This window comes from Acinetobacter sp. Q186-3 (assembly GCF_013420655.1).
GTDB lineage: Bacteria > Pseudomonadota > Gammaproteobacteria > Pseudomonadales > Moraxellaceae > Acinetobacter > Acinetobacter indicus.
The window spans coordinates 165330-192311 of record NZ_VOXS01000006.1; the positions used below are offsets into that span (position 1 = coordinate 165330).

The 26982-nt window shown below is 46.5% G+C and carries 19 protein-coding genes; 12 read left to right on the forward strand and 7 right to left on the reverse strand.

Features of this window, described 5'->3' with window-relative positions:
* Positions 1–20: 20 nt before the first annotated feature.
* The 3 genes from FTT64_RS07625 to FTT64_RS07635 are packed head-to-tail and all read right to left on the reverse strand — an operon-like array spanning position 21 to position 3534.
* Positions 21–2039 carry a TRAP transporter permease gene (locus FTT64_RS07625; protein ID WP_180182242.1) on the reverse strand — a complete coding sequence of 673 codons (2019 nt, stop codon included), beginning with the start codon at positions 2037–2039 and terminating at the stop codon, positions 21–23.
* Positions 2036–2533 (reverse strand): DUF1850 domain-containing protein, encoded by a 498-nt coding sequence (locus tag FTT64_RS07630; RefSeq protein WP_180182243.1) that lies wholly within the window; start codon positions 2531–2533, stop codon positions 2036–2038. The genes FTT64_RS07625 and FTT64_RS07630 overlap by 4 nt, the downstream gene beginning before the upstream one ends.
* On the reverse strand, positions 2533–3534 hold the full coding sequence (locus FTT64_RS07635; protein WP_180182244.1) for a TAXI family TRAP transporter solute-binding subunit: 1002 nt from the start codon (positions 3532–3534) through the stop codon (positions 2533–2535). Before FTT64_RS07635 ends, FTT64_RS07630 begins: the two co-directional genes overlap by 1 nt.
* Positions 3535–3941: 407 nt before the next feature.
* On the opposite strand from FTT64_RS07635, the gene FTT64_RS07640 reads away from it, so the two are divergent.
* The 6 genes from FTT64_RS07640 (at position 3942) to FTT64_RS07665 (ending at position 11320) form a co-directional block, all read left to right on the forward strand.
* Positions 3942–4535 (forward strand): LysE family translocator, encoded by a 594-nt coding sequence (locus FTT64_RS07640; protein WP_005179555.1) that lies wholly within the window; start codon positions 3942–3944, stop codon positions 4533–4535.
* 112 nt (positions 4536–4647) lie between these two features.
* On the forward strand, positions 4648–5217 hold the full coding sequence (gene dcd, locus FTT64_RS07645) for a dCTP deaminase (RefSeq protein ID WP_005179553.1): 570 nt from the start codon (positions 4648–4650) through the stop codon (positions 5215–5217).
* 244 nt (positions 5218–5461) lie between these two features.
* Entirely contained in the window at positions 5462–6922 is a 1461-nt protein-coding gene (locus FTT64_RS07650) for a hypothetical protein (RefSeq protein ID WP_180182245.1), read from the forward strand.
* Between the two features lie 13 nt (positions 6923–6935).
* Positions 6936–7589, forward strand: coding sequence for a hypothetical protein (locus FTT64_RS07655; RefSeq protein WP_180182246.1), 654 nt, complete (start codon positions 6936–6938; stop codon positions 7587–7589).
* 27 nt (positions 7590–7616) lie between these two features.
* Positions 7617–9872 (forward strand): DUF6160 family protein, encoded by a 2256-nt coding sequence (locus FTT64_RS07660; protein ID WP_180182247.1) that lies wholly within the window; start codon positions 7617–7619, stop codon positions 9870–9872.
* A gap of 29 nt (positions 9873–9901) precedes the next feature.
* Positions 9902–11320, forward strand: a complete 1419-nt coding sequence (locus FTT64_RS07665; RefSeq protein WP_152342489.1) for a hypothetical protein — start codon at positions 9902–9904, stop codon at positions 11318–11320.
* A 54-nt stretch (positions 11321–11374) separates the two neighbouring features.
* Here the strand turns inward: FTT64_RS07665 and FTT64_RS07670 are convergent, their stop codons facing one another.
* The 4 genes from FTT64_RS07670 to FTT64_RS07685 form a co-directional block, all read right to left on the reverse strand.
* Positions 11375–13090, reverse strand: coding sequence for a proline--tRNA ligase (locus FTT64_RS07670; protein ID WP_104488691.1), 1716 nt, complete (start codon positions 13088–13090; stop codon positions 11375–11377).
* Between the two features lie 97 nt (positions 13091–13187).
* Positions 13188–16292 carry an efflux RND transporter permease subunit gene (locus FTT64_RS07675; RefSeq protein WP_180182248.1) on the reverse strand — a complete coding sequence of 1035 codons (3105 nt, stop codon included), beginning with the start codon at positions 16290–16292 and terminating at the stop codon, positions 13188–13190.
* A gap of 6 nt (positions 16293–16298) precedes the next feature.
* The gene (locus FTT64_RS07680; RefSeq protein ID WP_180182249.1) at positions 16299–17444 is read right to left on the reverse strand and encodes an efflux RND transporter periplasmic adaptor subunit; all 1146 of its coding nucleotides are present in this window, start codon (positions 17442–17444) and stop codon (positions 16299–16301) included.
* A 54-nt stretch (positions 17445–17498) separates the two neighbouring features.
* Complete coding sequence (locus tag FTT64_RS07685; protein ID WP_180182250.1) at positions 17499–18092, reverse strand: hypothetical protein; 594 nt, start codon at positions 18090–18092, stop codon at positions 17499–17501.
* 329 nt (positions 18093–18421) lie between these two features.
* Between FTT64_RS07685 and pilG the strand changes: the two genes are divergently transcribed.
* The 6 genes from pilG (at position 18422) to FTT64_RS07715 (ending at position 26956) form a co-directional block, all read left to right on the forward strand.
* Positions 18422–18805 carry a twitching motility response regulator PilG gene (pilG, locus tag FTT64_RS07690; protein ID WP_005179541.1) on the forward strand — a complete coding sequence of 128 codons (384 nt, stop codon included), beginning with the start codon at positions 18422–18424 and terminating at the stop codon, positions 18803–18805.
* Positions 18806–18821: 16 nt separating this feature from the next.
* Positions 18822–19190 carry a PleD family two-component system response regulator gene (locus FTT64_RS07695; RefSeq protein ID WP_005179539.1) on the forward strand — a complete coding sequence of 123 codons (369 nt, stop codon included), beginning with the start codon at positions 18822–18824 and terminating at the stop codon, positions 19188–19190.
* A 3-nt stretch (positions 19191–19193) separates the two neighbouring features.
* Positions 19194–19730: a chemotaxis protein CheW gene (locus FTT64_RS07700; RefSeq protein WP_005179538.1), complete on the forward strand. Its 537-nt coding sequence runs from the start codon at positions 19194–19196 to the stop codon at positions 19728–19730.
* 45 nt (positions 19731–19775) lie between these two features.
* Complete coding sequence (locus FTT64_RS07705; protein WP_180182251.1) at positions 19776–21848, forward strand: methyl-accepting chemotaxis protein; 2073 nt, start codon at positions 19776–19778, stop codon at positions 21846–21848.
* 156 nt (positions 21849–22004) lie between these two features.
* Positions 22005–26498, forward strand: a complete 4494-nt coding sequence (locus FTT64_RS07710; protein WP_180182252.1) for an Hpt domain-containing protein — start codon at positions 22005–22007, stop codon at positions 26496–26498.
* A complete protein-coding gene (locus tag FTT64_RS07715) occupies positions 26495–26956 on the forward strand; it encodes a hypothetical protein (protein ID WP_180182253.1) in 462 nt (153 codons plus the stop codon). The genes FTT64_RS07710 and FTT64_RS07715 overlap by 4 nt, the downstream gene beginning before the upstream one ends.
* The last annotated feature ends 26 nt before the right edge of the window (positions 26957–26982 follow it).

The following is a 26982-nucleotide window of genomic DNA, read 5'->3' on the forward strand; positions in this document are numbered from 1 at the left end:
CTTCAGATTGGGCTTTTATTTTAGGCAGATGATAAACCGGATGGCGTCGATTTTTGCTTTCTGGCTTGCAGCACATTAACAGCCACTGCAATCACCACCATGATGGTACCGGCAATATCGGTATAGGTTTCCGGAATAATCATCATTAAGGCACCCACCCCCATGAAAATTCGCCAGAACCAGTTTAAACCGGTTTTGAAATAGCCCTCGACCGCCGCGCCCAAGGCTAGAATCCCAATAACCGAAGTCACGGTAATGCTGACAATGGTGGTCCAGGCCGGGAAGGCAAATTCACGCGCATTAACGGCCACATTGGTGGTATCAATCATCAGCATGGCCGGGTTATATACAAACAGGAACGGCACAATAAAACCGGCCAGTGACAGTTTCAGTGCCTGAAAACCGGTCCGCATCGGGTCGCCGCCAGCAATCCCGGCACCGGCAAAGGCGGCCAGCGCCACTGGCGGGGTGATATTGGCAAACAGACCAAAATAGAACACAAACATGTGCGCTACCAAGGTCGGAATATCAAAATGGGCCAAGGCTGGTGCAGCCATGGTCGCGGTAATGATATAGGCCGGAATCGAAGGCAGGCCCATGCCCAGAATCATGGAAGCCAGCATGGTAAAGAACAGGGTCAGGAACAGGCTGCCCGCACCAATACTCATAATAGATGAGGTCATGACGGTACCGAAACTGGTCAGGCTGACCACCCCAATGATAATCCCGACCACCGCACAGGCCGCCATCACCGATAAGGACTGCCGGGCACCATCGGCCAGGGCATCCAGAATCTCCCTAATTCCCATGCGGGTAGATTTTCTAAAGGCTGCCACAATAACCGTAAGCACAATGATATACACCGCGGCATAACTGACCGGAATTGACTGGAACAGGAAAAACACCAGCGCCACAATCGGAATCAACAAATGTCCGCGCTCTTTTAGCACTTCTTTAACCCGAGGTAAATCTGCTTTGGGTACTCCTTTTAGGTTGTCTTTCCCGGCACGAAAATGGACTTGGGCCATCACGCCTAAATAATACAACAGCGCCGGCAGGGTCGCGGCTAGGGCGATGGTGCCATAACTGACGCCGGTGGTTTCCGCCATAATAAAGGCACTGGCGCCCATCACTGGCGGTAAAATCTGTCCGCCGACTGAAGCACTGGCTTCCACCGCGCCGGCAAAATTTTTGTGATAACCAATCTTTTTCATCAGCGGGATGGTAAAGGAACCGGTACCGACCACATTGGCCACTGCCGTACCATTAATACTGCCCATAAAGCCACTGGAAATAACCGCCACCTTGGCCGGGCCACCCTGTTTATGCCCGGCCAGGGCCATGGCCAGATCATTAAATAATTTGCCCATCCCCGATTTAGCCAGAAAGGCGCCAAATAAAATAAACAGGAAAATGAAAGTCACCGATGCGCCAATCGCCGATGAATACAGGCCTTCGGTTTTCAGATACATCTGCCCGAAAATATCACTCACGGTATAAGGTCGGGTCAGCAACCGTTCTGGCATCCAGTTAAAATGACTGATAAAAGGATAAGCCAGGAAAATCAGCCCGAGAATTGGCAGCATCCAGCCCATGACCCGTCGTGCTGCTTCGACCACCAGCACCACGGTCATAATTGAAAACACAATATCCAGCACATTGGGAATCCCGCCGCGAGTGGTCATAATGGCCTGATATTCTTTCCATAAATATAAAAATGAAGCGAGAGAGGCGAGGGCCAGAATCCAGTCGAACCAGGCCACATGCTGGCGGGAACTGGACTGTCGTGCCGGATAAAGCAAAAATACCAGCACCAGACCAATGGCCACGTGCGCCGAGCGTTGCAGCAGCTCTGGAAGCGGGTTAAAGGTAATAAACAGATGAAACAGCGAATAGCTGATGGCAATCGCAGCAATAAACCAGCTGACCGATTTGCTAAGAGGTTGGCGCGTGACCGATTCCCGGTCAAATTTTTCCAGCAGGGCCTGCTGTTCTTTTTCATCCAGCTGTTCAATGGTTACTTTTTCTTGTCGTGTCATACGCAGTCTCCTTGACCCCACCATTTCCAGAACGGTCGTTGCTGTACCGAAAAATGCACCACCGTGTAATCAGGAAAATCTTCGGCAATGGGCCAGCGTTTCTGATTGATCTGGAGCTGTCCTTGCATACGGCGTGAAATGGTCCAATGTAATTCTTTTAAACGATGATTGACCTGCATACGTACCTGGCCATTGGCTTGGCGCAGCACAGGATAATGATCCGGTGTACCGGCACCAAAGGACACCAGGTCGGTATGCGTTAAAATAAAATGCTGATCTTCACGCTGATAATGTTCCTTCCAGCGGGTTTTTTCTACCGAATGTTGCCACTGCAACTGAAACTGTTGCGGGCGAATCACACAGCTGGTGTTAGGACCTTTGTGACTCTCTTCAATCTTGACCAGGGTATAACTTTGCGGAAACCACAAGCCGAGCAGGATGATCAGCATCAACAGAAAAAGTGCAGCCCAAACTGCACTTTTATGGCTGAACATTAAGGTGCTGCCACCTCATCATAATAACGTTTCGCCCCTGGGTGCAGCGGTGCAACCAGACCTTGCTGGGCTTTTTCCAGAGTAATATCTGTAGCGGCCTGATGGGCATTGGCCAAATTGCCTAAATTGTCAAAGAAGGTTTTGGTCAGCTTATACACATCATCTTCAGACAGGTCGGAACGTACCACCAAGGCATTCATAATGGCCGCGGTCTGCACATCTTCTGTATTGCCATACGTGCCTTTTGGAATCACCATCGGCAGGAAGTAAGACTGGTTCTGGGCAATCTGTTTGACTTTATCTGCATTAATACTCACCAGTTGCAGATCAAAACTCTGTTGTAGTTCCATCAATGATGAATTTGGAATACCACTGGTCAGGAAGGCCGCATCCAGTTTGCCACCTTTTAAGGCATCGGCGGCTTCGGCATAGCCCAAGTAATCGACTTTGACATCGTCATAGCTAATCCCAAAACCATTCAGCAGGGTACGCGCATTAACTTCCACCCCGGAGTTTTGTGCGCCCACGGCAATACGTTTGCCTTTTAAATCTTCAATAGAGCGAATCCCGGATTTTTTTGAAGCCACAATCTGCACATAGTTAGGATATAAAGCCGCAATTTGCTGCACATTGCCAATTTTATCTTTAAAGCTGCCTGTGCCCAGAATGGCTTCGGTCAGACTATCACTCATCACAAAAGCCATTTCGACTTTATTCTGTTTTAGCAGGTTCAGGTTTTCAACCGAAGCGCCGGTGGTCTGGGTTTTGGAGTTAACGCCGTAGGTTTTGTTATACAGTTCGGCCAGACTGGTCCCGATCACGTTATAGGGACCGGAGGCGCCACCCGTGGCAATACTGACAAAACGGGTTTGCAGTTTGTCGGCAGCAGCGGCACTGCTTTGTGGATCGGCCTGGGTGTTGTTCTGGCCCGGATCATTGGAACAAGCACTTACACCAGCTAAGGCCAGCGTCAGTAAGGTCAGTTGCGTCCATTTTTTCATTGACTTCTCCTGTGATTATTATCGTCATCCATTGTTGAAATATTGAAAGATTTCAAACTTAAAGCTGGTTCTGGTTATTCTGATTAAGGCAGCTTGTTGAGTTAAAAATTAACCGAATAATTTGAACTTGAACAGTTTTTTTACGCATTTATACAATTAGAGGTGGGTAAAAATGGACTAAAAACTCTTGATTTATTGGAGATGAACGGCCCAGTTTTGATGACTGTTATATATTCTTTAATATGTTTTTAAGTTTATGATAATTAATAATAAATATATTGTAATTGACTGTGTTTTTAGTTGAGGAATTCCTCTGTTTTGCTGCACAATGAGGCCAGTTACAATTTATTTTTTGCCTATGCCTTGCAACTCCATTACATTTGCAGCATTCGCGCATGAGGCTGGCTATGATTTCATGGTTTTTTATTGGTTTGGTGATCACCATCTTGTTGACACCTGGTCCAACCAACACCTTGCTGGCCTCTTCCGGAATTCAGGTCGGCATCCGTAAATCTTTTCATTTAATTCCCGCCGAAGCCTTTGGTTATCTGATTTCCATTACTCTATGGGGCATGCTAATCGGGCAGGTGTCGAGCCAGTTACCGTTATTGCCCACTGTGCTAAAACTGTTTAGTGCGGTTTATATCATTTATCTGGCCATCAAGTTGTGGCGTACTGCCAATGTCGAACAGCAGTTTCAGCAGCCGACCATTCGCGCGCGTGAACTGTTTGTGGCCACTTTACTAAATCCGAAGGCCTTGCTGTTTGCTTCTGCAATTTTTCCGGCCATCGCCTGGACCAGCGCCGCACATTATGTGGCACATATTCTGATGTTTCTGATCCTGATTATTCCCATTGCATTTTTCTGGACCCTGATTGGTTCCTTTTTGGCTAGCAATAAAATCCGCTGGCTTAATCCGGCCAATCTGCAAAAAACAGCATCCTTGCTGCTGTTCAGCTTTTCAATTCCGTTAAGTTATTCGGCGCTTTTAAGGCTTTAAATGACCCATCTACAGCAGGCAGAAAAGTCGACTTCATGCCTGCTTATTTCCATTGGTGCCGATTTCAGTTAAAGTACAGCGCAGTAAAACATTCGCTTTTGGATAGAAATAAATGGCAATTAAGTCTGATCGTTGGATTCGCGAAATGAGCGAAAAACACGGCATGATTGAACCGTATGCACATAATCAGGTTCGATTTGATGAAAATGGCAACAAACTGATTTCCTATGGCGTTTCAAGTTATGGTTATGACGTCCGTTGTGCACGTGAATTTAAAGTATTCACCAATGTCCATTCTGCCATTGTTGATCCAAAAAACTTTGATGAAAAAAGCTTTATTGATATTGAATCGGATGTCTGCATTATTCCACCAAACTCGTTTGCCTTGGCGCGTACAGTTGAATACTTCCGTATCCCACGTAATGTTTTAACCGTGTGTCTGGGCAAATCGACCTATGCGCGCTGCGGTATTATTGTCAATGTCACGCCGCTCGAACCAGAGTGGGAAGGGCATGTGACCTTGGAATTCTCTAATACTACCAACCTGCCTGCACGTATTTACGCGGGTGAAGGCGTTGCACAGATGCTGTTTTTTGAATCAGACGAAGTGTGTGAAACCTCTTATAAAGACCGTGGGGGGAAATATCAGGGCCAAACCGGGGTGACCTTACCGAAAGCCTGATAGTGGAAACTTAAAATAAAAACAAGCGAGCCGTTGTGCTCGCTTATTTTTTCTCCAATTCATTCATCGGAAAAACGGGCCTTTTGGCCCGTATTTTTTTGCAATTGATAAATTATTACGCATAATGAACAACAATTATGACTTGGTAATCGCATGTTTTTAAGGATAAAAACACATAAATAAATAGCCAAGTTCTGGATAAATAAAAGAATGATGCGGAGCATCTGGGAATAGGATGGTCGAGATGACTGAATATGGAATTGGCCTAAATTTTAGAAAAAGTTGCTTAGCTGCCTTGGTCGGGATGTTGCTAAGTTCTCCTGCATATGCTTTACAGAATCTATCCGATGAACATCTGGCAAATACCACAGGTGAAGGGATTGCCTTGCTTCCTGAAAATTTCAAAATGGTATTTCAGCGCCCGAATGATGTGTCTGCGGCATCAAGTTATACCCGTAATCTCGATAATCCGGAACAATATGACACCGGTTTTATTCGCATCATTCCGGTAGGTGAAAATTACGATAATTTAACCCTCAGTCAGACTGATGCTGCCAATCAGAGAACCAAAGCGGATATTTTTATTTATGGTCTGGCGCTCTCTGAAACCAATAACAATATGAACCAGCGCTATAGTAATCAGGGGTTTGATTGGGGCAGTGCTGCGAATCCCTGGTTATTTCGCGCTGGTACAGCCGAAAATATCCGTCAATTTGACAGTACGAATGCAGCGGCCGATATCAGTTATATTTCTTTAGAAGCTCCTTTGGCCAAAGTGGATGCTGATGATCAGGACAATAATATTAAACTTGGGCTTTGGTTAGATGCTTTTTCACGCAGCTGGAACTCAAGTAACAAGGTGGACCCAATTACGGGGGCACCTGTCACGACCGATGCGGTCAATGATCCTGACTTATTAAAAAATCAGCGAATTCGTTTGCAATTGGTGGCCAATGGTCTAAGCCTAAGTGGTTCACAGGTTCGACTGTTTCAAACCATGCCTTCTACCAAGGCGGTAGAAAGTCAGACTTTAGGTATGGCCAGTCTTATCCGTCTGAATACCAATGATAATCCTGAAGTTCTAATTTATGAAAATACCCAGGCCAATAAAGAACTGCTCAATGCCAGAGGTTTGCGTATAAGTACAGCAACCCTCAATGATGGTACCGCGGTTACGCCTGCACTCGACCGTTCTTTAGCCCCAATTTTCCATGCTGAAGAGGGTTTGTATTTGTATAGCCCTAACATCAATTTAGTGCTCGGCAATATGCACCAACCGTTTATTTTGGGCTCGGAAGGTCAGAATATTATTTTAGAAGTGACCCGCATTCCGAATGTCCCTGAAATTTATAAACAGATTTATACCTATTATGCCGATATTGATGGCGATAACACCGAGATCAACCCTGCTGACTATAAAGGCTCAACCTGTAATGTTGCTTATTGTGGCTCTAATATTTCCCAAGTACTTTCAGGGGCAGGAACCACCAACTACCAGGGAACCAATGCAACACATAGCAGTATTTCAATTGGTAGCGTGACACGTGATCCGACCACGAATCTGTTAAAAGCCAACACTGCGAGTAATTCTACCGGTGTGGTATTTAGAAGTCCCCATGCAACTACAGCACCTGTAAACTTGGGCTCGGTGGCAATTGATGGTGTGCTGATCCAGCACTTGAAGTTTAAGACCACGGGACTATAAGAGGGAATTTGAGATGCTGAAAAAAATCTGCTTTCCACTGGCTCTTTGTGTCAGCACATTCAGTTCTGCTCAACTGGTCAGTTTAAATCAAGATGAACTGTTAAATACGGTCGGGCAGGGCGGTGCCGATTTAAGCTGGACGCTTTCTTTAAACCATAAATATGCCAATGACATTAGTCTCAAGAATATTTCCGAACTCAGTAATGGTGAGGTCACTACGTCAAATTATCAGTATGAATGTAGCAATGATGTGTTATGCCGTTTTGCTTTTTCTCCCAATAATCACCGTGATGAAAATGGTCAGAAGTGGCTGGTGTTTAAACAGATTCAGGGTACGATTCAGATTGATAAATTCTCTCTGGAAGGCACCACCATTATTAATAAGGATAAAAATCCACAAACAGCGATGCTGCTTAAATTTTATGATCAGCATCCTCTGAAAATCAGGAATCTAGGTTTTGCGAGTCTGGCGGTTGAGTCAGGTAATGAAGGTTATTTAAACAATACCCGATATACCACCTATAACAATGGTTCTCAGGTTCCTTCATTTGATCAGGGACAGGAACAGGGATTTATGGGACTGAATGTTCATGGCAACTTGCATCTGTCAGGAGATATCAAAATTTTCAGTTATAACTGCTCAGGAGCTGCAACCAGCCGCTGTTAAGCGTTGGGATTTCAAAAGGACATTGAAATGAATAAAACAATAAAATTAAATGTACTTGCCTTATCTATCTGTTTAGCTCAGCAGGCATACGCACTACAGCCTATTTCTGATCGTAGTCTCAGTCAGGTGACAGGGCAGGATGGTATTTCTATTACCCATGAAGTTTCGAAGGTGACAATTGATCAATTGAACTGGGTGGACTATCACAATACCGGAAGTATGAAACTGGGGATGCATGATATTGAAGTGCTCAGCTCGGGGGGGCAGAATATTAAAAGTACCCTTGATGTTGACGTTGGTACCACAGCAAATGGTGTCGGCATGCATATCCAGGCGAGTATTTCACCATTTAAATCTACGGTTCAGAACATCATGCTCATTTGTGAGCCGAACTGTGGTGATAACCAAACGGATCAGAACCTGGGGTCTTTAAGCTTTCATACTATTTCACCACTACGTTTTAACTTAATTACCAGTAATGGATTATTTAACCGAAATGATCTGGCTCATTTAGATTTTGAGCTTAAAAATGCCAGTATTTCTTATGGTCTAAATGGCCAGAACCTGACCTTAAAAGATTTTAACTTTAACCTGTCTGCAGATGGGTATATGTATTTGGATCAGGATGAAGGGATTGTGCTGGCAACTAAAAACAGTCCTACTGGCCAAGACCATATTGTAAATTTAGGACGGGTAGAAGATCTGACCAATGTATCCGATAACCGGTCAGGAGCAACCAATCCAGGGGTGAATATCGATTTACGTTATGGTCCAGAGGGAAGCCAGAATAACCTGATTCGTATGGGGGCTTCTGGAGCAGTGACCAACGGTAAGCTCTTTATTAATGCTAACCAGGCTGGAATTGGAAAGTTTAATACGGTTAGTCGTAATTCAAGCGATTTGACCGAAACAACACGGCAAGCCGGTGGTTATGATATAGCCGGCCCGGGTGGTTTACATCTGGGGATGTCTGCCGAATTTACCCGAGAAGGCAACCCGCTACTCAATGGCAGGGCTCCGACTACACTCGAGATTGGGCATACAGGTGCAGGCAGCTATGCAATTGAATTTTCTAACTTATCGCCACTTGCAGTACGTGATAGTAATAATGTTGATGACTTGACTAAACGCAACGCCTATATTGATTTTGGTGATATTTTTATTAATACCGTTCAGGCCAAATCTTTAAACTTTATTATCAATGAGAATATGCAAAAGGTGCTGGGCAGTAATACTCTAGAATTGATTTATAACATTAGCCCTGATCAGAATGCACAAAATTTAGCGCTTATTGCGGTGCGAGGTATGGATTTTCAGGCCATCGCGCGTAAGGCCAGATTCATTTCAGATAACTCGATTGATGCCATTACCGCGACTTCTGGCGAGTGGGGGATTGGTATTCCAATCTTTAACTTAAATACCAACCTGGCTTTGTATGCAAAAAATTATAGTCGTAATGGCATTGACCGTTCTGGTTTAGGCTATAACCTGGCACTTTCGACGGAAGGCTATGGTATTGACCAGAAAACAGGCGCACCAAGTACAACCTCTATTCTGATTATTGATGGTGCGACCGGTAAATACAGTGGTGAAGAAGTCAACTATTATGCGGGCCTAAGAAATATAGATGCGTACCTGAAATCGGATGGGGTGATTGGTTTTGAAGAAGATGGCATTTATGTCAAGGCAGATAACTTGCTGCTGGCTGCAAAAGCTGAAATTGCAATTGGTCAGTTGCCTGGCTCTTTATATAACTGTGCTGAAGTGGAGTGCCAGAACCGGGTAGTTCCTATCGATAACTTTGCCAGAAAAGATGACATCTTGGCTTCTTTAGCCTTCAAGCTTGATGGTAAAGGTGAACTTATGATTATTCCTGGTCTTGAGTCCACGAATGCCACACCCGATACTAATTTTTTATCTTTAAAAGCAAATTTTGAATTTAATCCGATTGCAGAGACAGATAAAGATAATCCAAGTGTTTTGGGCAGTTATATCAGCCTGATTAATGAAGACCGGAATGGCGTCGGGACTAAAACCTCCAGTGTAAATTTAAACAAAATGCAAGGTCATGTTGGTTTAGATGCCCGTGTTCTAGTGAAACAAGATACGGTGGTCTTAGATAATCAGGTGAACTTTAATTATAAAGCGACAATGCAGTCTGGATTGGGACAAGCTTTTAAAGCAGAAATGGCGATGTCTCCATCTGGAACGATGCAAAAAATTGCTGATTTTGCCATTCCTGGTGGCAATATGCGTAGCACTTTAGGGATCACACCACGCTAAGTAGATGAAATTGGCTTAAGGATTTGAGTATGAAAAAAACAATAATGTGGGCTCTTATAGGTTCAGCTTTATCCATGACGAACACAAGTCATGCCTTATCTGTGCTTGAAGATGCTGAATTATCGGATGTGACAGGACAGGCTCTATTTTCTGTCGTGAAAGAAACAGATGCTAGTCAAGGTTTAGATTTTTTTAAACTGGGAATTGATGCTGAGTTATCACTAAATGCCAATATTAAATCCTTGCAACTTGGCTGTGGCGGTGAAAATGGTGCGGGTGCTTGTGATATTGATATCTCTGCACTGTCATTGGGCTGTGTGGTGGGCGCGAGTGGAAATTGTATTACCTTACCTACCAATATTGCAGGACAGCCCAAAGGCCAAGATTTTGATAACAGTTTAAGTAATCAAAAAGAGTTAAGAGATTTTGTCTTAACGAATCCCTTTTTCCAATTTGCGATCAAAGGAGGCGACCAAGCTGCAACTCGTGAAGTGGTCGGGGTAAGAGTGGGTGCGGATAAAGCCCAAGGCCCGATGAGCATTGGTGCTATGAATAATTTTAGTGGTTATTTAACCGGAATCAATAATTTATATATTCAGGCACAAACCAATGTGGCGGTTACCTGTAAGCAGGGAACAGCAAACTGTTCCGATGCAGATGCTTCAAAGTATTCTCAAGATTTCGTTGGTGATTATGGTCTTCTTGCTGGTGGGGAAAAGCAACAATATGAAGCAAGTGCATATTTAGGGGTTAAAAATGCTGAAATCCTTAATCTTTTTTTTGGTGCTGTAACTGTGGAATATCGTGACCAGACGATTAATACAGCAGCAGCTCAACGGGAAAACTTAGGTATTGTCGCAAACGGAAATCGTATGACCCAAGTACAAATCCATGGTTTGCAATTAGGAAGCTTGGTCGATGAAGTTGTACAAAATCTGACAATTAACCAAATGTGTACCGGTCATGATCCTGGCAAGTGTAGTGCTATTGGTACAGAAACGATTGGAAATACGTTATTGCCTTTATTACGTACAGGAATTCAAATTTATATGAAACAGGAAACATTAAAAGGTTTAAATCTTCCTGTTCCTGAGCAAGGTACTTTGGAGCTGGATGGTGCTTATAGTACTAAACTCACCAATTTATTAAATGCCTATGTCTTGCCTTATAATTTAGGCAATGTACATCAAATTGATGTTGACTCTAACTTGTTTGGTATTGCCTTAACTTCTTTAGGGAATGGTATTCGTTTCCCTGGTTTTGCTGAGGATGCAAAAGCAACCAAGGGATGGTCAATGTATTTAGAAGATGCTTTTACGATTAATATTAATCAGCCTTTAACTACCTTAATGTCCAATATTGTACAAACCGGTTTGGCTGCTCAAGGGAATATTACAATGCTTGAGCAACCATACCGTAATTGCTATGGCAGTATGAAATTCTGCTAAGCCTTAAAACTAAAAAATCCCGCTGAAGCGGGATTTTTTATATACCAAGACTTATTATTTTGCGAGCTTCGCCAATAACTCATCTTTGCTTAAGTTGGTTGATTCAGCATCACGGCGACCTTTATATTCAAAAGTACCCGCATCTAAGCCTTTTTCACCAATCACAATACGGTGTGGAATACCGGTTAACTCCAGATCAGAGAATTTCACTCCTGGGCGTTCATTACGGTCATCCAGTAGTACATCATAACCGGCAGCACTTAATTCTGCATATAAGGCTTCTGCAGCTTCTAATGTGCGCGGTGACTTGTGTGCATTCATTGGTACAATTGCGACTTCAAATGGAGCAATGGCAGCTGGCCAGATAATCCCTTTCTCATCGTAATTCTGTTCAATTGCAGAAGCCACGACACGGGTCACACCAATACCATAACAGCCCATGGTCACCACAAATGGTTTGCCATCTTCGCCTAACACTTTACAGTTCAGTGCTTCAGAATATTTTTGACCCAGCTGGAAAATATGGCCCACTTCAATTCCGCGTTTAATTTGAAGTACACCTTTACCATCTGGAGATGGATCGCCTTCCACCACATTACGTAGGTCATAGACTTCAGTAAACTGTGCATCACGTTCCCAGTTCACACCTGTTGTGTGTTGATCTGCGACGTTAGCACCTGCAACAAAGTCAGACAAGACAGAAGCAGCACGATCGACAATCACAGTCATGCCTTTTTCAACTAGACCTTGTGGACCCACAAAACCAGCGGTCAGACCCAGTGCAGCAATTTGCTCTTCAGTGGCGAAGGTTAATGGCGCTGCAATTAAAGGATGCTTTTCAGCTTTAATTTCATTCAGTTCATGGTCGCCGCGCAGGAACAGGGCAATCACCGGAACAGTGCCATTTTCATCGGCAATGCCTTGTACCAGTAAAGCTTTAACAGAATGTGCAGGATCCGTACCGAGGAAGCTTGATACATCCGCGATGGTCTTTTGATTTGGAGTATCTACAACAGTTAAGGCTTGGCTTGGCGCTGCGCGCTCACCGACCAGAATCGCTTCCGCCATTTCAATATTGGCTGCGTAATCTGATTCAGTCGAGAAGGCGATATCATCTTCACCGCTGTCTGCCAGAACGTGGAATTCATGGGAACCTGAACCACCAATTGAGCCGGTATCGGCCTGTACCGGACGGAAATCCAGACCAAGACGGCTAAAGATCCGGCAGTAGGTGTCATACATGACATCATAGGTTTCTTGCAAAGAAGCCTGATCAACGTGGAAAGAATAGGCATCTTTCATGATGAATTCACGTGAACGCATCACCCCGAAACGTGGACGGATTTCGTCACGGAATTTGGTCTGAATCTGGTAGAAGTTCATTGGCAGCTGTTTGTAACTTTTCAGTTCAGTGCGTGCCAGATCGGTAATCACTTCTTCATGGGTTGGGCCCAGCACAAACGGGTTGTTGTGACGGTCGGTAAAACGCAGTAATTCTGGACCATATTGCACATAACGGCCCGATTCTTCCCATAATGATGCAGGCTGGGTCACTGGCATAAAGGTTTCTAAAGCGCCGGCGCGGTTCATTTCTTCACGGACAATCGCTTCGACTTTATTTAATACGCGTACCCCCATCGGCAACCAGGTATACAGACCTGAAGCCAATTTACGGATCATCCCCGCACGTAACATGAGCTGATGTGAAATCACTTCAGCATCATTTGGGGTTTCTCTTAACGTAGCAAACAAAAAGCGACTCGCGCGCATGGAAACTGTCCTGATAATTAATCGTGAAAGCAGAGATTATACGATAAAAAAATGAGGTGAACATTCGGAATGTCACCTCATTGTGTTTTCTTCTGGCTCAAGACATCAGTTTGCGGCTTTGGCGTAGCATGAAATTCTTGAAATCATCCAGATAGGTGAAGATGACGGGCACCACCACCAGCGTGAGCAGGGTCGAGGTAATTAACCCGCCAATTACCGCATGGGCCATGGGCGCACTCTGTTCGCCGCCTTCACCCAGACCGAGTGCCAGCGGGACCATGCCCATCACCATGGCAGAGGTAGTCATTAGAATCGGGCGTAAACGGGTTTTACCGGCCTGAATAATCGCCTCATATCGCGGCTCACCTCTGTCCATGGCCTTTTTAATAAAGTCGATCAGCAAGATGGCGTTCTTGGTGACCAGTCCCATCAGCATGATAATCCCGATAATTGAGAACAGGTTCATGGTGGAGTTCAGCAGGAACAGCGCCAAAAACACCCCAATCAGCGACAGTGGCAACGAGGCCATAATCGCAGCTGGGTGAATAAAGCTGTTAAATTGCGAGCCCAGCACAATGTAAATAAACACAATCGACAGGGTGATGGCGGTCAGTGCATAACCCGCAGATTCAGCCATATCGGCATTGGAACCTTGGGTATCGAAGCTGTAACCCGGCGGCAATTCAAAGTTATTTTGAATGGCTTCAATGTCCCGGCCAATATCACCAGCTGGGCGACCTGCGGTATTGGCTTCGACCAGAACCTCACGGGCCAGATCACGACGGTTAATCTGCGAAGCGCCGAGGTTTTCTTCAAAGCTGGCCACACTGGCCAGCGGCACCAGAATGGCTTGACCATTGGCATCGGTTTTTTGTGAGGTCAGCGACATTTGCTGGACATCACCCGGCAGGCTGCGGCGGTCTTCAGTCAGACGGACATTTACATCATAGGTTTCGCCGTTTTCATCTTGCCAGGTGGTGACGTCATCGCCGGCAATCAGCGGACGAATCACGTTGGCAATCTGGTTCACAGAGAGGCCTAAATCACTGGCCAGTACCCGGTTGATTTGCACTTCCAGTGTTGGTTTCGGTTCTTTCAAGGAGCTTTCCAGATCGACAATACCGTCTACTTTGGCAATTTCCAGCATAAAGCGGTCGGAAATCTGTTGTAGCTGGTTTAAATCCGGCCCTTTAATCGAAATCATCACCGGTTTTTGCCCGCCCGATACGGTTTCATCTGCCGAGGCCACCGAGGTGACACGAATGCCAGCCACGGTTTGCAGGCGTTCACGGAATTCATTATTCAGGTCAGTCAGGGTTTGTTCACGCTCATTTCGCGGTGTAACCCGCACGCGTAAATTGACATGGTTTTTACCGCGGTCAGTCAGGCTGTTGACCGAACCATAGGTAGAAATGACCTGTGGATGCTGGCGAATAATCTGATCGACCTGTTTCAGTTTGGCTTGTGAATATTCCAGCGAGGCATCCACCGGAGTTTCAAATTTAATCCGGATTTCACCTTTGTCCGGTACCGGTACAAATTCGGTACCAATCAGTTTGGATAAACCGAGTGCGCCAAATAACGAGGCCACCGCAATCAGTAGGGTAATCAGGCGGAAGCGTAAGGCCAGTTTCAGCAGCTTTTCATAGACATGACTGAGATTGTCCAGTTTGTTGGAAATCCAGTTCAGGAAACGTTTCACCCGGCCTGGCTGTTTGTTGGGATTTTTACGCTCGGCCCAGTGTGCCGACAGCATTGGGTCCAGGGTAAAGCTAACAAACATGGAAATTAAAACTGCGGTACTGACCGTGACCCCAAACTGATAGAAGAAACGGCCAATAATCCCGCCCATAAAGGCCACCGGCAGGAATACCGCAACAATGGTCAGGGTGGTGGCCAGAACCGCCAGACCAATTTCTTTAGTACCATCCAGCGCTGCGCTAACATGGTCTTTGCCCATATCGGCATGACGGACAATATTTTCCCGCACCACAATCGCGTCATCAATCAGCAGACCAATACTTAAGGACAGGGCCAGCAAGGTCATCATGTTGATGGTAAAACCAAAGGCCCAGATAAAGGTCAATGTGCCGAGCAGGGCAATTGGCAGGGTCAGGCCGGTAATGGCGGTGGAGCGGAACGAGCCTAAAAACAGCAGGACGATCAGTACTGCCAGTGCTGCACCTTCAATAATGGTGCGGGCCACATCACGGATACTGCCGCGAATGCCTTTGGAGCTGTCGACCACCACTTTGGCTGTGGTGCCCTCAGGCAATTGTTGCTGAAGGTCATCCAGCACTTTATAGGTGTTATCGACCACCTCAATGACATTAGAATCTGAACTGCGCAGAATATCCACCGCAACCGCAGTTTTGCCATCTAAAAAGGCACTGGACTCTAGCTCGGCCTGGCTATCCTGAATGTCAGCGACCTGTTTCAGATAAATCGGTGCACCATTTTTATTGGCAATAATCAGGTCCCCAAAGGCCAGCGGATGGATAACCTTGGAGTTAATTTCAACCACCAGCTCGCTGTTGGCCTGTTTCAGGGTGCCGCCCGGCACTTCAACATTTTCTGCTTTTAGGGTGTTGATGACCTGATCTACGCCAATCCCGAAACTTTGCAGTTTTTCTGGTTGTACTTCAATCCGGATCTGGCGCTGTGCATCACCGAGTAAATTGACTGTTCCCACCCCCGGTACAGTGCGCAGTTGCGGCACAATGCGTTGGTCCAGATAAGCACTTAAATCACGCAGTGACATCTGCTCGGATTCAAACACAATCGACATAATCGCGTTGGCCGTCGGGTCGTAACGCTCCACCACCGGGTCCTGGATTTCATCACGGAATTCGGCGGTGACACTGGCAATTTTATCGCGTACATCCTGCGCTGCTACGGCAGAAGATACCTCCAAGTTGAACTCGGCAATAATGGTGGAGAGGCCCTCACTGGACTGGGAAATTACCTGTTTGAGACCGGAAATGGTGTTGATCTGATCTTCCATTTTCTTGGTAATTTCAGATTCAACCGTTTCCGGCGAGGCGCCCGGATAGTTGGTATAGACCACCACAAACGGGAAATCGACATCCGGAAATTCTTCAACGCCCATACGCTGCCAGGAAGCCAGACCCAGCACCATCAGACACAGCATCATCATGACCGTAAAAACGGGATATTTGACACTAATTCGGGTAAACCACATAGTTTTCTATCCTGAGGCGTTTTCGGCGGTCTGGCTGATGCTGACCGGTTGCTGTTCATTCTGCGGACTAAACTTGACCCGACTCACTAAATCGCCGGCCTGCAATCCGCTTACAATGGCGGTATTGTCACTATAGCGCTGCTCGAGCACGTGAATATCAACCCGGACAATCTTGTTCTGGCGAATGGCCCAGACATAAGGTTTGTTTTGTATATCCTGAATGGTGTCTAAAGGAATCAGCTGACCAGAAATCGAGTTGGATGAAACAATATTGCCTTCAACAAAGGCACCGATGCTGAGCGAGTTGATGGATTCATTGGGTGTGGCAAAAAACTCGATCTGACGGCTGGCCAGATCGGCAATCGGGGATACCCGGCTTAAGGTGGCGGTCAGTTGGGCCGGATTGCCCTGAATTTTATATTCAATCTTTTGGCCGACCTTGAGTGCAGACTGCTGGTCACTTGGCAGTTTGGCCTGAATTTCCAGCCGGTCCGGATTGACTATTTCAAACAGGGTCTGGCCGGCAGAAACCGTCTGGCCAGGTTCGACCTGACGCTGGGTAATCACCCCGCTAATCGGGCTGAGAATGGTGCCATCGCGATCGGCTTTTTCGGCAATATCGACGTTGGCCTGCTGGGCACGGACATTTTCCAGCTGGGCACGATAATCGACCTGACTTTGTTCATATTCAACTTTGGAAATAAAGCCCTGATTCAGCAGGCGACGTTTACGCTCCATCATCACCCGGGCCTGATTGGCTTGTGCCTGCGTGGAGGCAAGGTTGGCGCGTGCTTGCGCCAGACGCGCGGCATTATCCTGATTGTTTAAACGGACCAGCACCTGACCTTTGCTAACCCGCTGACCCACTTGCGCATTGACTGCACTGGCGGTGGCAGTGACCTGTGCCTGAATGCTACTGTGTTGTACGGCACGAATAGTGCCGGTAAAGGCAGTTTTGGACACCGAGTCGCCGGTTTGCACGGCCACCACATCATCCTGAATCAGTTCAATGGTTTCTGGTTCGCTACGGGCCTGTTCCGGTTCTGAGTTCTGGCAGGCGGTCAGCAGCAGGCACAGGCAAAGTGTACTGAGGCCGAGTAGGGGCGTACGAAAACGGGTAGAAGTATGTGATATACGCGGTGCTGGTCGCATGCATATTTATCCTTATTTTTCTTGTCACATGACAATTCAATTAAAAACTTCACTTTATTCAAGTGCTTTTAAGCGAGTAATAATTCTGTCGTATTCTGCCTGTGTTTTTCGATAGCTCGTTTGTAACGATTGAATCTGCTGTCTTTTCTGATTTAAGTTGGTCAGGTTGTTGTTTAAATTGTTTTTCAGCTGTTCCGGGACCGGTTTGACTTTGCGCAGATATTCCATTTCCTGACGTTTAAACACAATCCGGTCATTCTGTAATTGTTTTAACTGTTCCTGCTGAAAGGCAATCTGCTTTTTAATATGTGCCAGCGCATTGTCACGTTGCTGGGTAGCAATATGACTGTTGGTATAGGCCTGTTTTAGTTTTAAATCCTGCTCGCGCTGACGGGCCTGCGCGGCACGTTGTGGCGCCTGACGGGCATCGGTTTCGCTATTATAGGGACGCGCACGCTGAATCACCTGCATGTTGCGGTCCAGTGCTTCATAGCCATAGCGGATATGGTTTGGCGTAACATTGCTGCTGATATTGGCCACGCCGTTTTTATCGTAGTAGCGATACCACACCGGCTTGTTGTCGGTATTGGCAGACAGCTGTCCTATCTGTAAAGCCAGCAGCAGGCCCAGTAATGATTTACTGAACAATGATGTATGCGCCCTTTTTGTGAGAGCTTTTTGAAAAAAAGTACGCACAAGCTTCCCCGAGATAAAGTTGACTAATTTACTTATTTTTAAGTCTTTAAACTGTTATATTAGACCAGAATCAGAAATTTAAAAAATACAATAGACAAAAAAAAATCAATGGTCATGGAAAAGTGTGAAGCAGTTATACAAAGTTTCTATAAAGTGTAGGTTTGGGCAAAAACTGTTCATTGAAACCTAAAGTAAAGATATGTTAAAAATAACCATAATTATGTAAATAAAATTCTACTACACCGAATTGCTTGTACAAACAAAATGGGAAGGGTCATTAAATGGACGATAAACTCCAAAATCTAAAAGTCATGGTGATTGATGATTCAAAAACCATTCGTCGTACAGCTGAAACTTTATTACAGCGTGAAGGCTATGAAGTGGTCACTGCCGTCGACGGTTTTGAAGCATTGTCTAAAATTGCCGATGCAAATCCGGATATCGTTTTTGTTGACATTATGATGCCACGTCTAGATGGCTATCAAACCTGCGCATTAATTAAAAACTCGCAAAACTACCAGAATATTCCAGTCATCATGCTGTCCAGTAAAGATGGTCTGTTCGATCAGGCCAAAGGCCGCGTGGTGGGTTCAGATGAATATTTAACCAAACCTTTTAGTAAAGATGAGCTTTTAAACGCGATTCGTAATCACGTAAGCGCATAACTCGGGGAATATAAAGATGGCACGTATTTTAATTGTAGATGATTCTCCAACAGAAACATTCCGCTTCAAAGAAATTCTGACCAAGCATGGTTTTGAAGTGCTTGAAGCAGCCAATGGTGCAGACGGGGTGACCATGGCACAGGCCGAGCTTCCTGACTTGGTGCTGATGGATGTGGTGATGCCGGGTGTAAACGGTTTCCAGGCGACCCGTCAAATTGCCCGTGGGGATACTACCAAGCATATTCCAATTGTGATCGTGAGTACCAAAGACCAAGCCACTGACCGCGTTTGGGGGAAACGTCAGGGTGCCAGCGATTATCTGACTAAACCTGTAGATGAACAACAATTAATAGATGTTATTAATCAACACCTGAATGCAGGATAACTTATGGCCGCAAATGGATTTATCGAATTACTTCGGTTGTCTAAACGGGGAAATAAAAACTACGTTACAACTGAAAATGAAGTAAACCGATGGTCTGGCATTGCGTTTGAGATGATGGGGCAATATTTCGTTGCCCCGTTGGGGGAAGTCACTGAGGTTATCTATCCACCAAAATATACGCCGGTACCCAACACCCAGAACTGGGTCATGGGGCTGGCCAATATCCGGGGCCGATTACTCTCAGTTTCAGACTTGGCACATTATGTTTCTGGACATAGCAGTGCTTATTCACCGACTCAAAAAGTAATGTGTATTAGTCATCAAGACCATTATGTCGGTTTGGTTGTAGATCAAGTTTTGGGGATCCAACACTTTAATAAGAAAAGTTTCTTTTCTAAACACAATGATTTAGATAGTAATTTACAAGAATATTGTCAGGGGTATTTCCACCAGCATAACCAGCAATGGCATATTTTCTTATTTAGTCGTTTATTGCAAAACCCAAAATTTATGAACGCATCTATAAAATTTATAAATTAACTATCGCGTACGCATATATAAAGGCGAAAATCGGGGAGAAGCTGCATGGGCTTTAAACTTAAAAAGAAAAACTCAGGCGATGGAACCAACCGCAAAAGCGGTTCGGCATCAGTCGCAAAATTACAGACGCAAATTGACCAGTTTGCGCGTGTATTCGGTGATACCAATAAATCAAAGCCACTTATTTTCATTGCCGCAGTTGCGCTGTTGGTCTCGATTATCAGTCTTTTGTCTTTATTCTATAGCGTACCGCGTACCAACCAGTTAACCCAGAGTCTGGGTGAATTGCGTTTGTTATCGCAGACCATTTCACGTCAGGCCACTGAAGCCACTGCTTCAGGCACCAAAGAATCGATCCAGAAGCTGACCCAGTCACAACAAAGCTTTAAAGACAACCTGGAAACGGTAAAAGATATTAGCAGTAACTCGGCCGAGCTGGAAAAAGTCGAAGCCGACTGGGCCAAAGTTTCTCAGAATATTGATACGATCAGCTCGCAACAGGCCATTATTAGCAAACTGTATGACACCAACATCGCGATCAGTGAAACCATTCCGGGGATTCAGGCCGAATATAACCTGATGGTTGACCAGATGGCACGTCAGGACATGCCAAGTAGCCAGGTGGTTATTGCCAAGAACCAGGTGTTCATTGCAGAACGTATCCTGCGTTCAATCAGCTCGGTATTAACCGGTTCAGAAAACTCGCGTGAATCTGCCGATGACTTCAGTGCCGATACCGAAACATTCGGTGCTTACTTAAATGCCCAGCTGAACGGTAGTGCAGAGCTCGGTGTACAGCGTATTTCGGACCCAGGCCTACGTGAAGCTTTAGAAGGCATCCAGTTTGAATATGATGACGTTTTAAAATCTGCATCGGCAACGGTATTAAATAACTCGGCGCAGATTGTACGTGTACGTCAGGCTGCATCGGACATTTTTAGTCAGTCAGATGAGCTGTTAAACCAGTTAAATAAATTATCTAGCGGTGCAGGCCCGGCAGTCATTATTCCGGCCGTACTGTTAATTGCCAGCTTATTGGTCTTCCTGGTACTGGTATTCAAATTACTGACTTTACGTGGTCAATCCGATAAGCAACGTGTAACCCGTCTGCAAGACGAATATGACCGTAACCAGAACGCGATTTTACGTTTACTGGATGAAATTGCCGACCTGGCGGATGGTGACTTGCGTTCATACGCGACCGTATCGGAAGACTTTACCGGTGCGATTGCCGACTCGATTAACTTCGCAATTGACCAGTTACGTGACCTGGTATCGCGTATTCATGAAACTTCTCACGAAGTAGCGCGTTATACCGCCAATACTCAGGAAATTACCAACCAGCTGGCCGAAGCATCTGAACACCAGGCGCAGGAAATTGCCGGTGCATCTGCTGCGATTAACGAAATGGCGATGTCGATTGACCAGGTATCTGCCAACGCCGAAGAATCTGCAGCGGTTGCGGAACGTTCAGTACAAATTGCATCGAATGGTGCGGAAGTTGTAAACCGTTCAATTCAGGGTATGGATATCATTCGTGAGCAGATTCAGGAAACCTCGAAACGTATTAAACGTCTGGGTGAATCTTCGCAGGAAATTGGTAACATCGTTGCCCTGATTAACGATATTGCCGACCAGACTAACATTCTGGCCTTAAACGCAGCAATTCAGGCGTCGATGGCCGGTGAAGCAGGTCGTGGTTTCGCGGTCGTAGCCGACGAAGTACAGCGTCTTGCGGAACGTTCAGCATCTGCAACCAAGCAGATTGAAACGCTGGTTAAAACCATTCAGACCGATACCAACGAAGCGGTAATTTCGATGGAACAAACCACCTCTGAGGTTGTTCGTGGTGCGAACTTGACCAAGGATGCCGGTGTGGCACTGGATGAAATTCAGACTGTATCGAATAACCTGGCGAAACTGATTGCCAACATTTCTGACGCTGCGAAACTGCAGTCGGCTTCGGCGGGTCATATTGCGACCACGATGAACGTTGTACAGGAAATTACGTCGCAAACCACGACAGCAACCTTCGATACGGCACGTTCGGTTTCTGAACTGGCCAGCATGGCGGAATCATTACGTGAATCTGTAACCGACTTTAAACTTCCGGACTAAGGAAGCCACAGAGAGCTTCTTTCGGGAAGCTCTCTGTTTTACACAGATCAAGCCAAGCATCGACAAGATCAGCTTAACTTCAGGGTTAGGTTACACGTGATGGTTACAATTAAGTTTGAGTGCCGCTGGGCGCTGAAAACATAAGAAGCCTTAGCTATGAAAGAAATATTAAAAAATTTAGTTGAAACGACTGCGCTTCCTGAAGATAGTTATCTTGATCAAGATGCAGAAATTCTAGAAATTTTTGTTGAAGAAATTGAAGAAATCTTCGTTGAGCTAAAAGACCTGTTGGCTCAATGGGCCACGCAGCCTAACGATCAGGAAACGCTAACCACCATTCGCCGTCATTTTCATACCTTAAAAGGTTCGGGACGTATGGTTGGTGCCAAGTCGGCAGGGGAGCTGGCCTGGACGGTTGAAGATACCTTAAACCGGGTCATTTCCGGTAGCCTGACCCTGTCAGCGCAGGTGCAGCAGTTTGCAACCGCGGTGGCGAACGTCTTTGAATACAAACTTTATCCAAGCTTTAAACATGCCCAGCCGATGGCGCTGGACCTGCGTCCATTGGTGCTATTAGGACAACAATTACAACAAAATTTAAGTCCTGAACCGGCTTTAGAAGAGCTGTTACAACTGGCAAGCAGCCTAAGGTCCAGCGACAGTATCACTGGTCTGGAGTTTGATACAGCAAGTACTGATGAGCAGGTTGCTGCAGACACCGAGCTGGCTGTGGCTGATAGTGTTGAAGAAGATCCGCTAGCAGCTGAAACACTGGCCATCTTTATTGAAGAAGCGGAAGAACACCTGTTAACGGTGGATCGCTTCCTGGCACACGATGAGCTGAAAACCCAAGATTACAATGGCCTGATTCGTGCCCTGCATACCTTGCGCGGCAGTTCATCCATGGCACACATCGAGCAGATTTTTGATGCCAGCTCCAAGGTAGAAAACCTGTTCAAGACCCTGTTACAGGATGAAATTGAATCGACTTCCAAAGAAACCGCACTGTTATTGCAATATGCTGAATTTGTGCGGGATTATCTGCATCTGTTGCCGCAGAATGACAGTGCCGGCATGGACCGGATTTATCAGACTTTCAATACTGCATGGCAGAACTATGGCTTTAGCCTGGAAGATGTTGATGAATCAGTGAATCCGCAAGGTCTGGTATCCAAGCTGATTGAACTGAATATTGATCAGTTGCTCGATGCTGAGTTCGAATTTGACCAGCGTGCGCAGGCTGAATATCCGGAATATATCCAGACCCTGAGCCATCAGGCGAAGCTGCTGGTAGAGCGTACCGATAACCGCGCCTCTCAGGGTATTCATGATTTTACCCAGGAATTACAACTGGCCTATGCGGCCTTGCTGGACAAGCCAAGCCTGCTGCATAGCGATTATGCCTTTGAATTATTTGGACAGGCGCATCAGGAATTTATCCATCTGTTTGATACCCTGGCTGCCGGGCAACGCGTCAGCTTAAGCGAAGATGCTCAGCAGATCATCAATAACCTGAGTGCCTTTGTACAGCAGGATATTGAAGCACTAAGCCCAGAAACTGATACCACAGAAGCTGTAACCGAAACGGTTGAAGCCGGTGCCGGGCTGAATCTGGCCGTATTGTCACAGCGTCTGGAAGCTGACCGTCAATACATGGATAGCGCTGAAGCCAACAAGGACTTTGATCCAGACCTGCTGGACATTTTCCTGGAAGAGGCCGAAGAGTTACTTACGGGTATTGACCAGGATGTTAACAGCTGGAGCCAAGACCCGAGCAATACTGCTGCGCTGAACAATCTGATGCGCCATTTGCACACCTTAAAAGGTGGTGCCAACATGATTGCAGCCAGCCATATCGGTCTGATTGCGCACCATTTAGAAACCATTTATGAGCGCATCATTAACCGTCAGATGAGCGCATCGACCGCATTGATTCAGATTATCCGTCTGGTTCAGGACAATATTGCGGACCGTATCCAGACCATCCGTGAACAGCAGGTCGATTATCCGGCGCAAGAATCACTGGCGATTCTGGAAAATATTAGCGAACTGGCCCAAGGTCAACTGGTTGAAGCTGAATCGCTGGCAGTGGCGGCTGAAGCAACCTCTAGCGCAGATGTACAACAGTCTGATGCATCTGCACTTGAGTTTGAACTGGAACAGCCAGCACCTGCAGAAACAGCCTATACTGCGCCTGAAGATGAGCAGCCAGACACCAGCAGCGAACCGGTACTGGAAGATGCACCGACCCTGGCTGAGCAAACCATCCCTACAGATGCGGTATCTACTACTGAAAATGACGGTGAAGACAATCTGCATTCGATTGTGGAAGAAACCTTCCTGGAAGAAGCTGAAGAGCTGCTCGACACCACAGAAAGCCTGTTAAAGCAGTGGTTTGACCATCGTAGTGACCGAAGCATTTTGCTGCAGTTACAACGTTCTGCGCACAGCCTGAAAGGCGGCGCGCGTATGGCCGAAATCGAGCCGGTGGCCGTGATTGCCTATCAGCTGGAAAATACCTTTGAACAGTTCGCGGTGCATCAGTTTAATTCCAATGCCTATGATGCCTTGCTCAACACCACTGTGGCTTGGTTAAAAGAAGCCATCTTCCAGCGCGATTACAGCAATTTTGATAGCCTGAAAGCCAGCCTGGAGTCGATTGAATACGTCAATGCGACGGCGCAGCTGCCAGAACGCTTCAATACCGCCGATCTGATGGCGCCAAGCAAAACCTTCGAATTTGTGCAGGGTGATGGTGCCGAGCCGCCATCCATGCAGGGCGAATGGAGCGAAACCGCACAGCTGGATAACAGCAATGAGATGATCCGTATTTCGGCTGATCTGGTTGAGAAGATGATTGACCTGTCGGGTGAAAACGCGATTAACCGCTCGCGAATCGAGATGGAGCTGGGTCAGCTGGGCGGTACCCTGAATGAAATGGAACTGGCGATTAAACGTCTGGCCGATCAGTTACGCCGAATGGAAGGCGAGCTGGAAAGCCAGATTATTGCCAAACATGGTGATGAACATTCACGCTATACCGACTTCGACCCGCTGGAGATGGACCAGTACTCCTCCTTGAACCAGCTGTCAAAATCGTTGGCGGAATCGGCGTCGGACTTGGTGGACTTTAAGACCACGCTGGCGGACAAGATTCGTGATGCCGAAGGTCTGTTACTGCAACAGTCGCGGATTCAGGCAGAAATTCAGGAAAGCCTGATGCGTACCCGTCTGGTACCGTTCTCGCGCATGTTGCCACGTTTACAGCGGATTGTGCGTCAGACTTCATCGACCTTAAACCGTCCTGCCGAGCTGGTGGTACACAATACCGAAGGCGAGCTGGACCGGACCATTCTGGAACGCCTGATTTCACCATTTGAACACATGCTGCGTAATGCGGTGGACCATGGCCTGGAAGATGCCGCTGTACGTAAACAGGCAGCGAAGCCGGAAGTGGGCCAGATTGAGCTGAACATTGGCCGTCAGGGCACTGATGTACTGATTAGCTTTACCGATGATGGTAAGGGGATTGATGAAACCAAAATTCACGCCAAAGCCCTGAGCCTTGGCCTGATTCAGCCAGAGCAGCAGCTGGACAAGAAAGAAATCCTGCAGCTGATTTTCCATCCGGGCTTTAGTACCGCACAAGCCGTGACCCAAATTTCGGGTCGTGGCGTCGGTCTGGACGTGGTGCAAAGCGAAATTAAAGCGCTGGGCGGCCATGTTGAGGTCGATTCTGAACTCGGTAAAGGCACTACTTTCAGTATTCGCGTACCGACCACAGTGGCGGTATCCGATGCCTTGATGGTAAAAGTTGGCGATCAGCAGTTCGCAATTCCATTGGCGCAAATTGACCGTATTGTACGAATTTCACCTTCTGCGCTGGAAAGTTACTTCAGCAGCAAAGATGACTACTTCAAGATTGATCAGCAAAACTATAAGTTGCGGTATCTGTCCGAGTTTGTTGCCAATCAGCCATTGCCGCGTTTAAGCAATATCGCGCATTCATTGCCGGTGCTGCTGATTAAAGGCAATACCGGTCAGACCATTGCCTTACTGGTCGATCAGCTGATTGGTTCGCGTGGCCAGATTGTGATGAAACCGATTGGGCAGCAGTTCTCCAGCGTGGGCTCGATTGCCGGCGCGACCATTCTCGGTGATGGTCAGGTCTGTCTGATTCTGGATGGTCAGAATATTGCCCGTCAGATTCAGGCCACCCAGCGCATCAAGCATGTGATGGAGCCGCGTGAAGTACAGCGTCGTGATACCCGTCATCTGGTAATGATTGTGGATGACTCGGTGACCGTACGTAAGGTCACGTCACGTCTGCTCGAGCGTCAGGGCTTTGATGTGGTCACAGCCAAAGACGGTGTCGATGCGATTGAGCAGCTTGAAAATGTTAAACCGGATCTGATGCTGCTGGATATTGAAATGCCGCGTATGGACGGCTTTGAGGTGACCACCCTGGTACGCCGCCATGACATCCATCGTGACTTGCCAATTATCATGATTACCTCGCGTACCGGTGAAAAACACCGCGAACGTGCCTTTAGCTTGGGGGTAACGCACTATATGGGTAAACCGTTCCAGGAAGCAGAATTGCTTGCCAATATTGAAAACATTTTGCATAGCAGTGAGGCTAAAGCATGAGTCAAAGCAACAGCACCAGCAAAATCGACCAGATTAGCCAGCAGGAACTGCAACATCTGATTACCGTTTCGACCGGTTTTATTGATGCCTATATTGTGGAATGTCATGATCAGGAAGATATGCTGATTCCACAGAATATTGTCCTGTCGGCGCTGGACAGTTCTACCGCGGTCGATCATGTCGAGTGGCACGATCTAAAACTGCCGGTATATCGTGTTACCCATCCAGCGCAAAATCAGGGCGTTGCCTTGGTGATTGAAGGCGATGAAATTGACCAGCGTTTTGCCCTAATGTGCAATGCCATGCCAAAAACCATCCGTCTGCGTATTTCGGAAGTGGTCGATGATGAGCGTGAAGGCCAGCATCCGGCGGTATTCCAGTATGTGCGTATGGGTGAGCAGGTATTCCATGTCCCGAATCTGGCGTATATTCAGGCCAGTCTGAGTTTGAATAGCTAATTTAACAGTCAGCAACAGCTACAAAA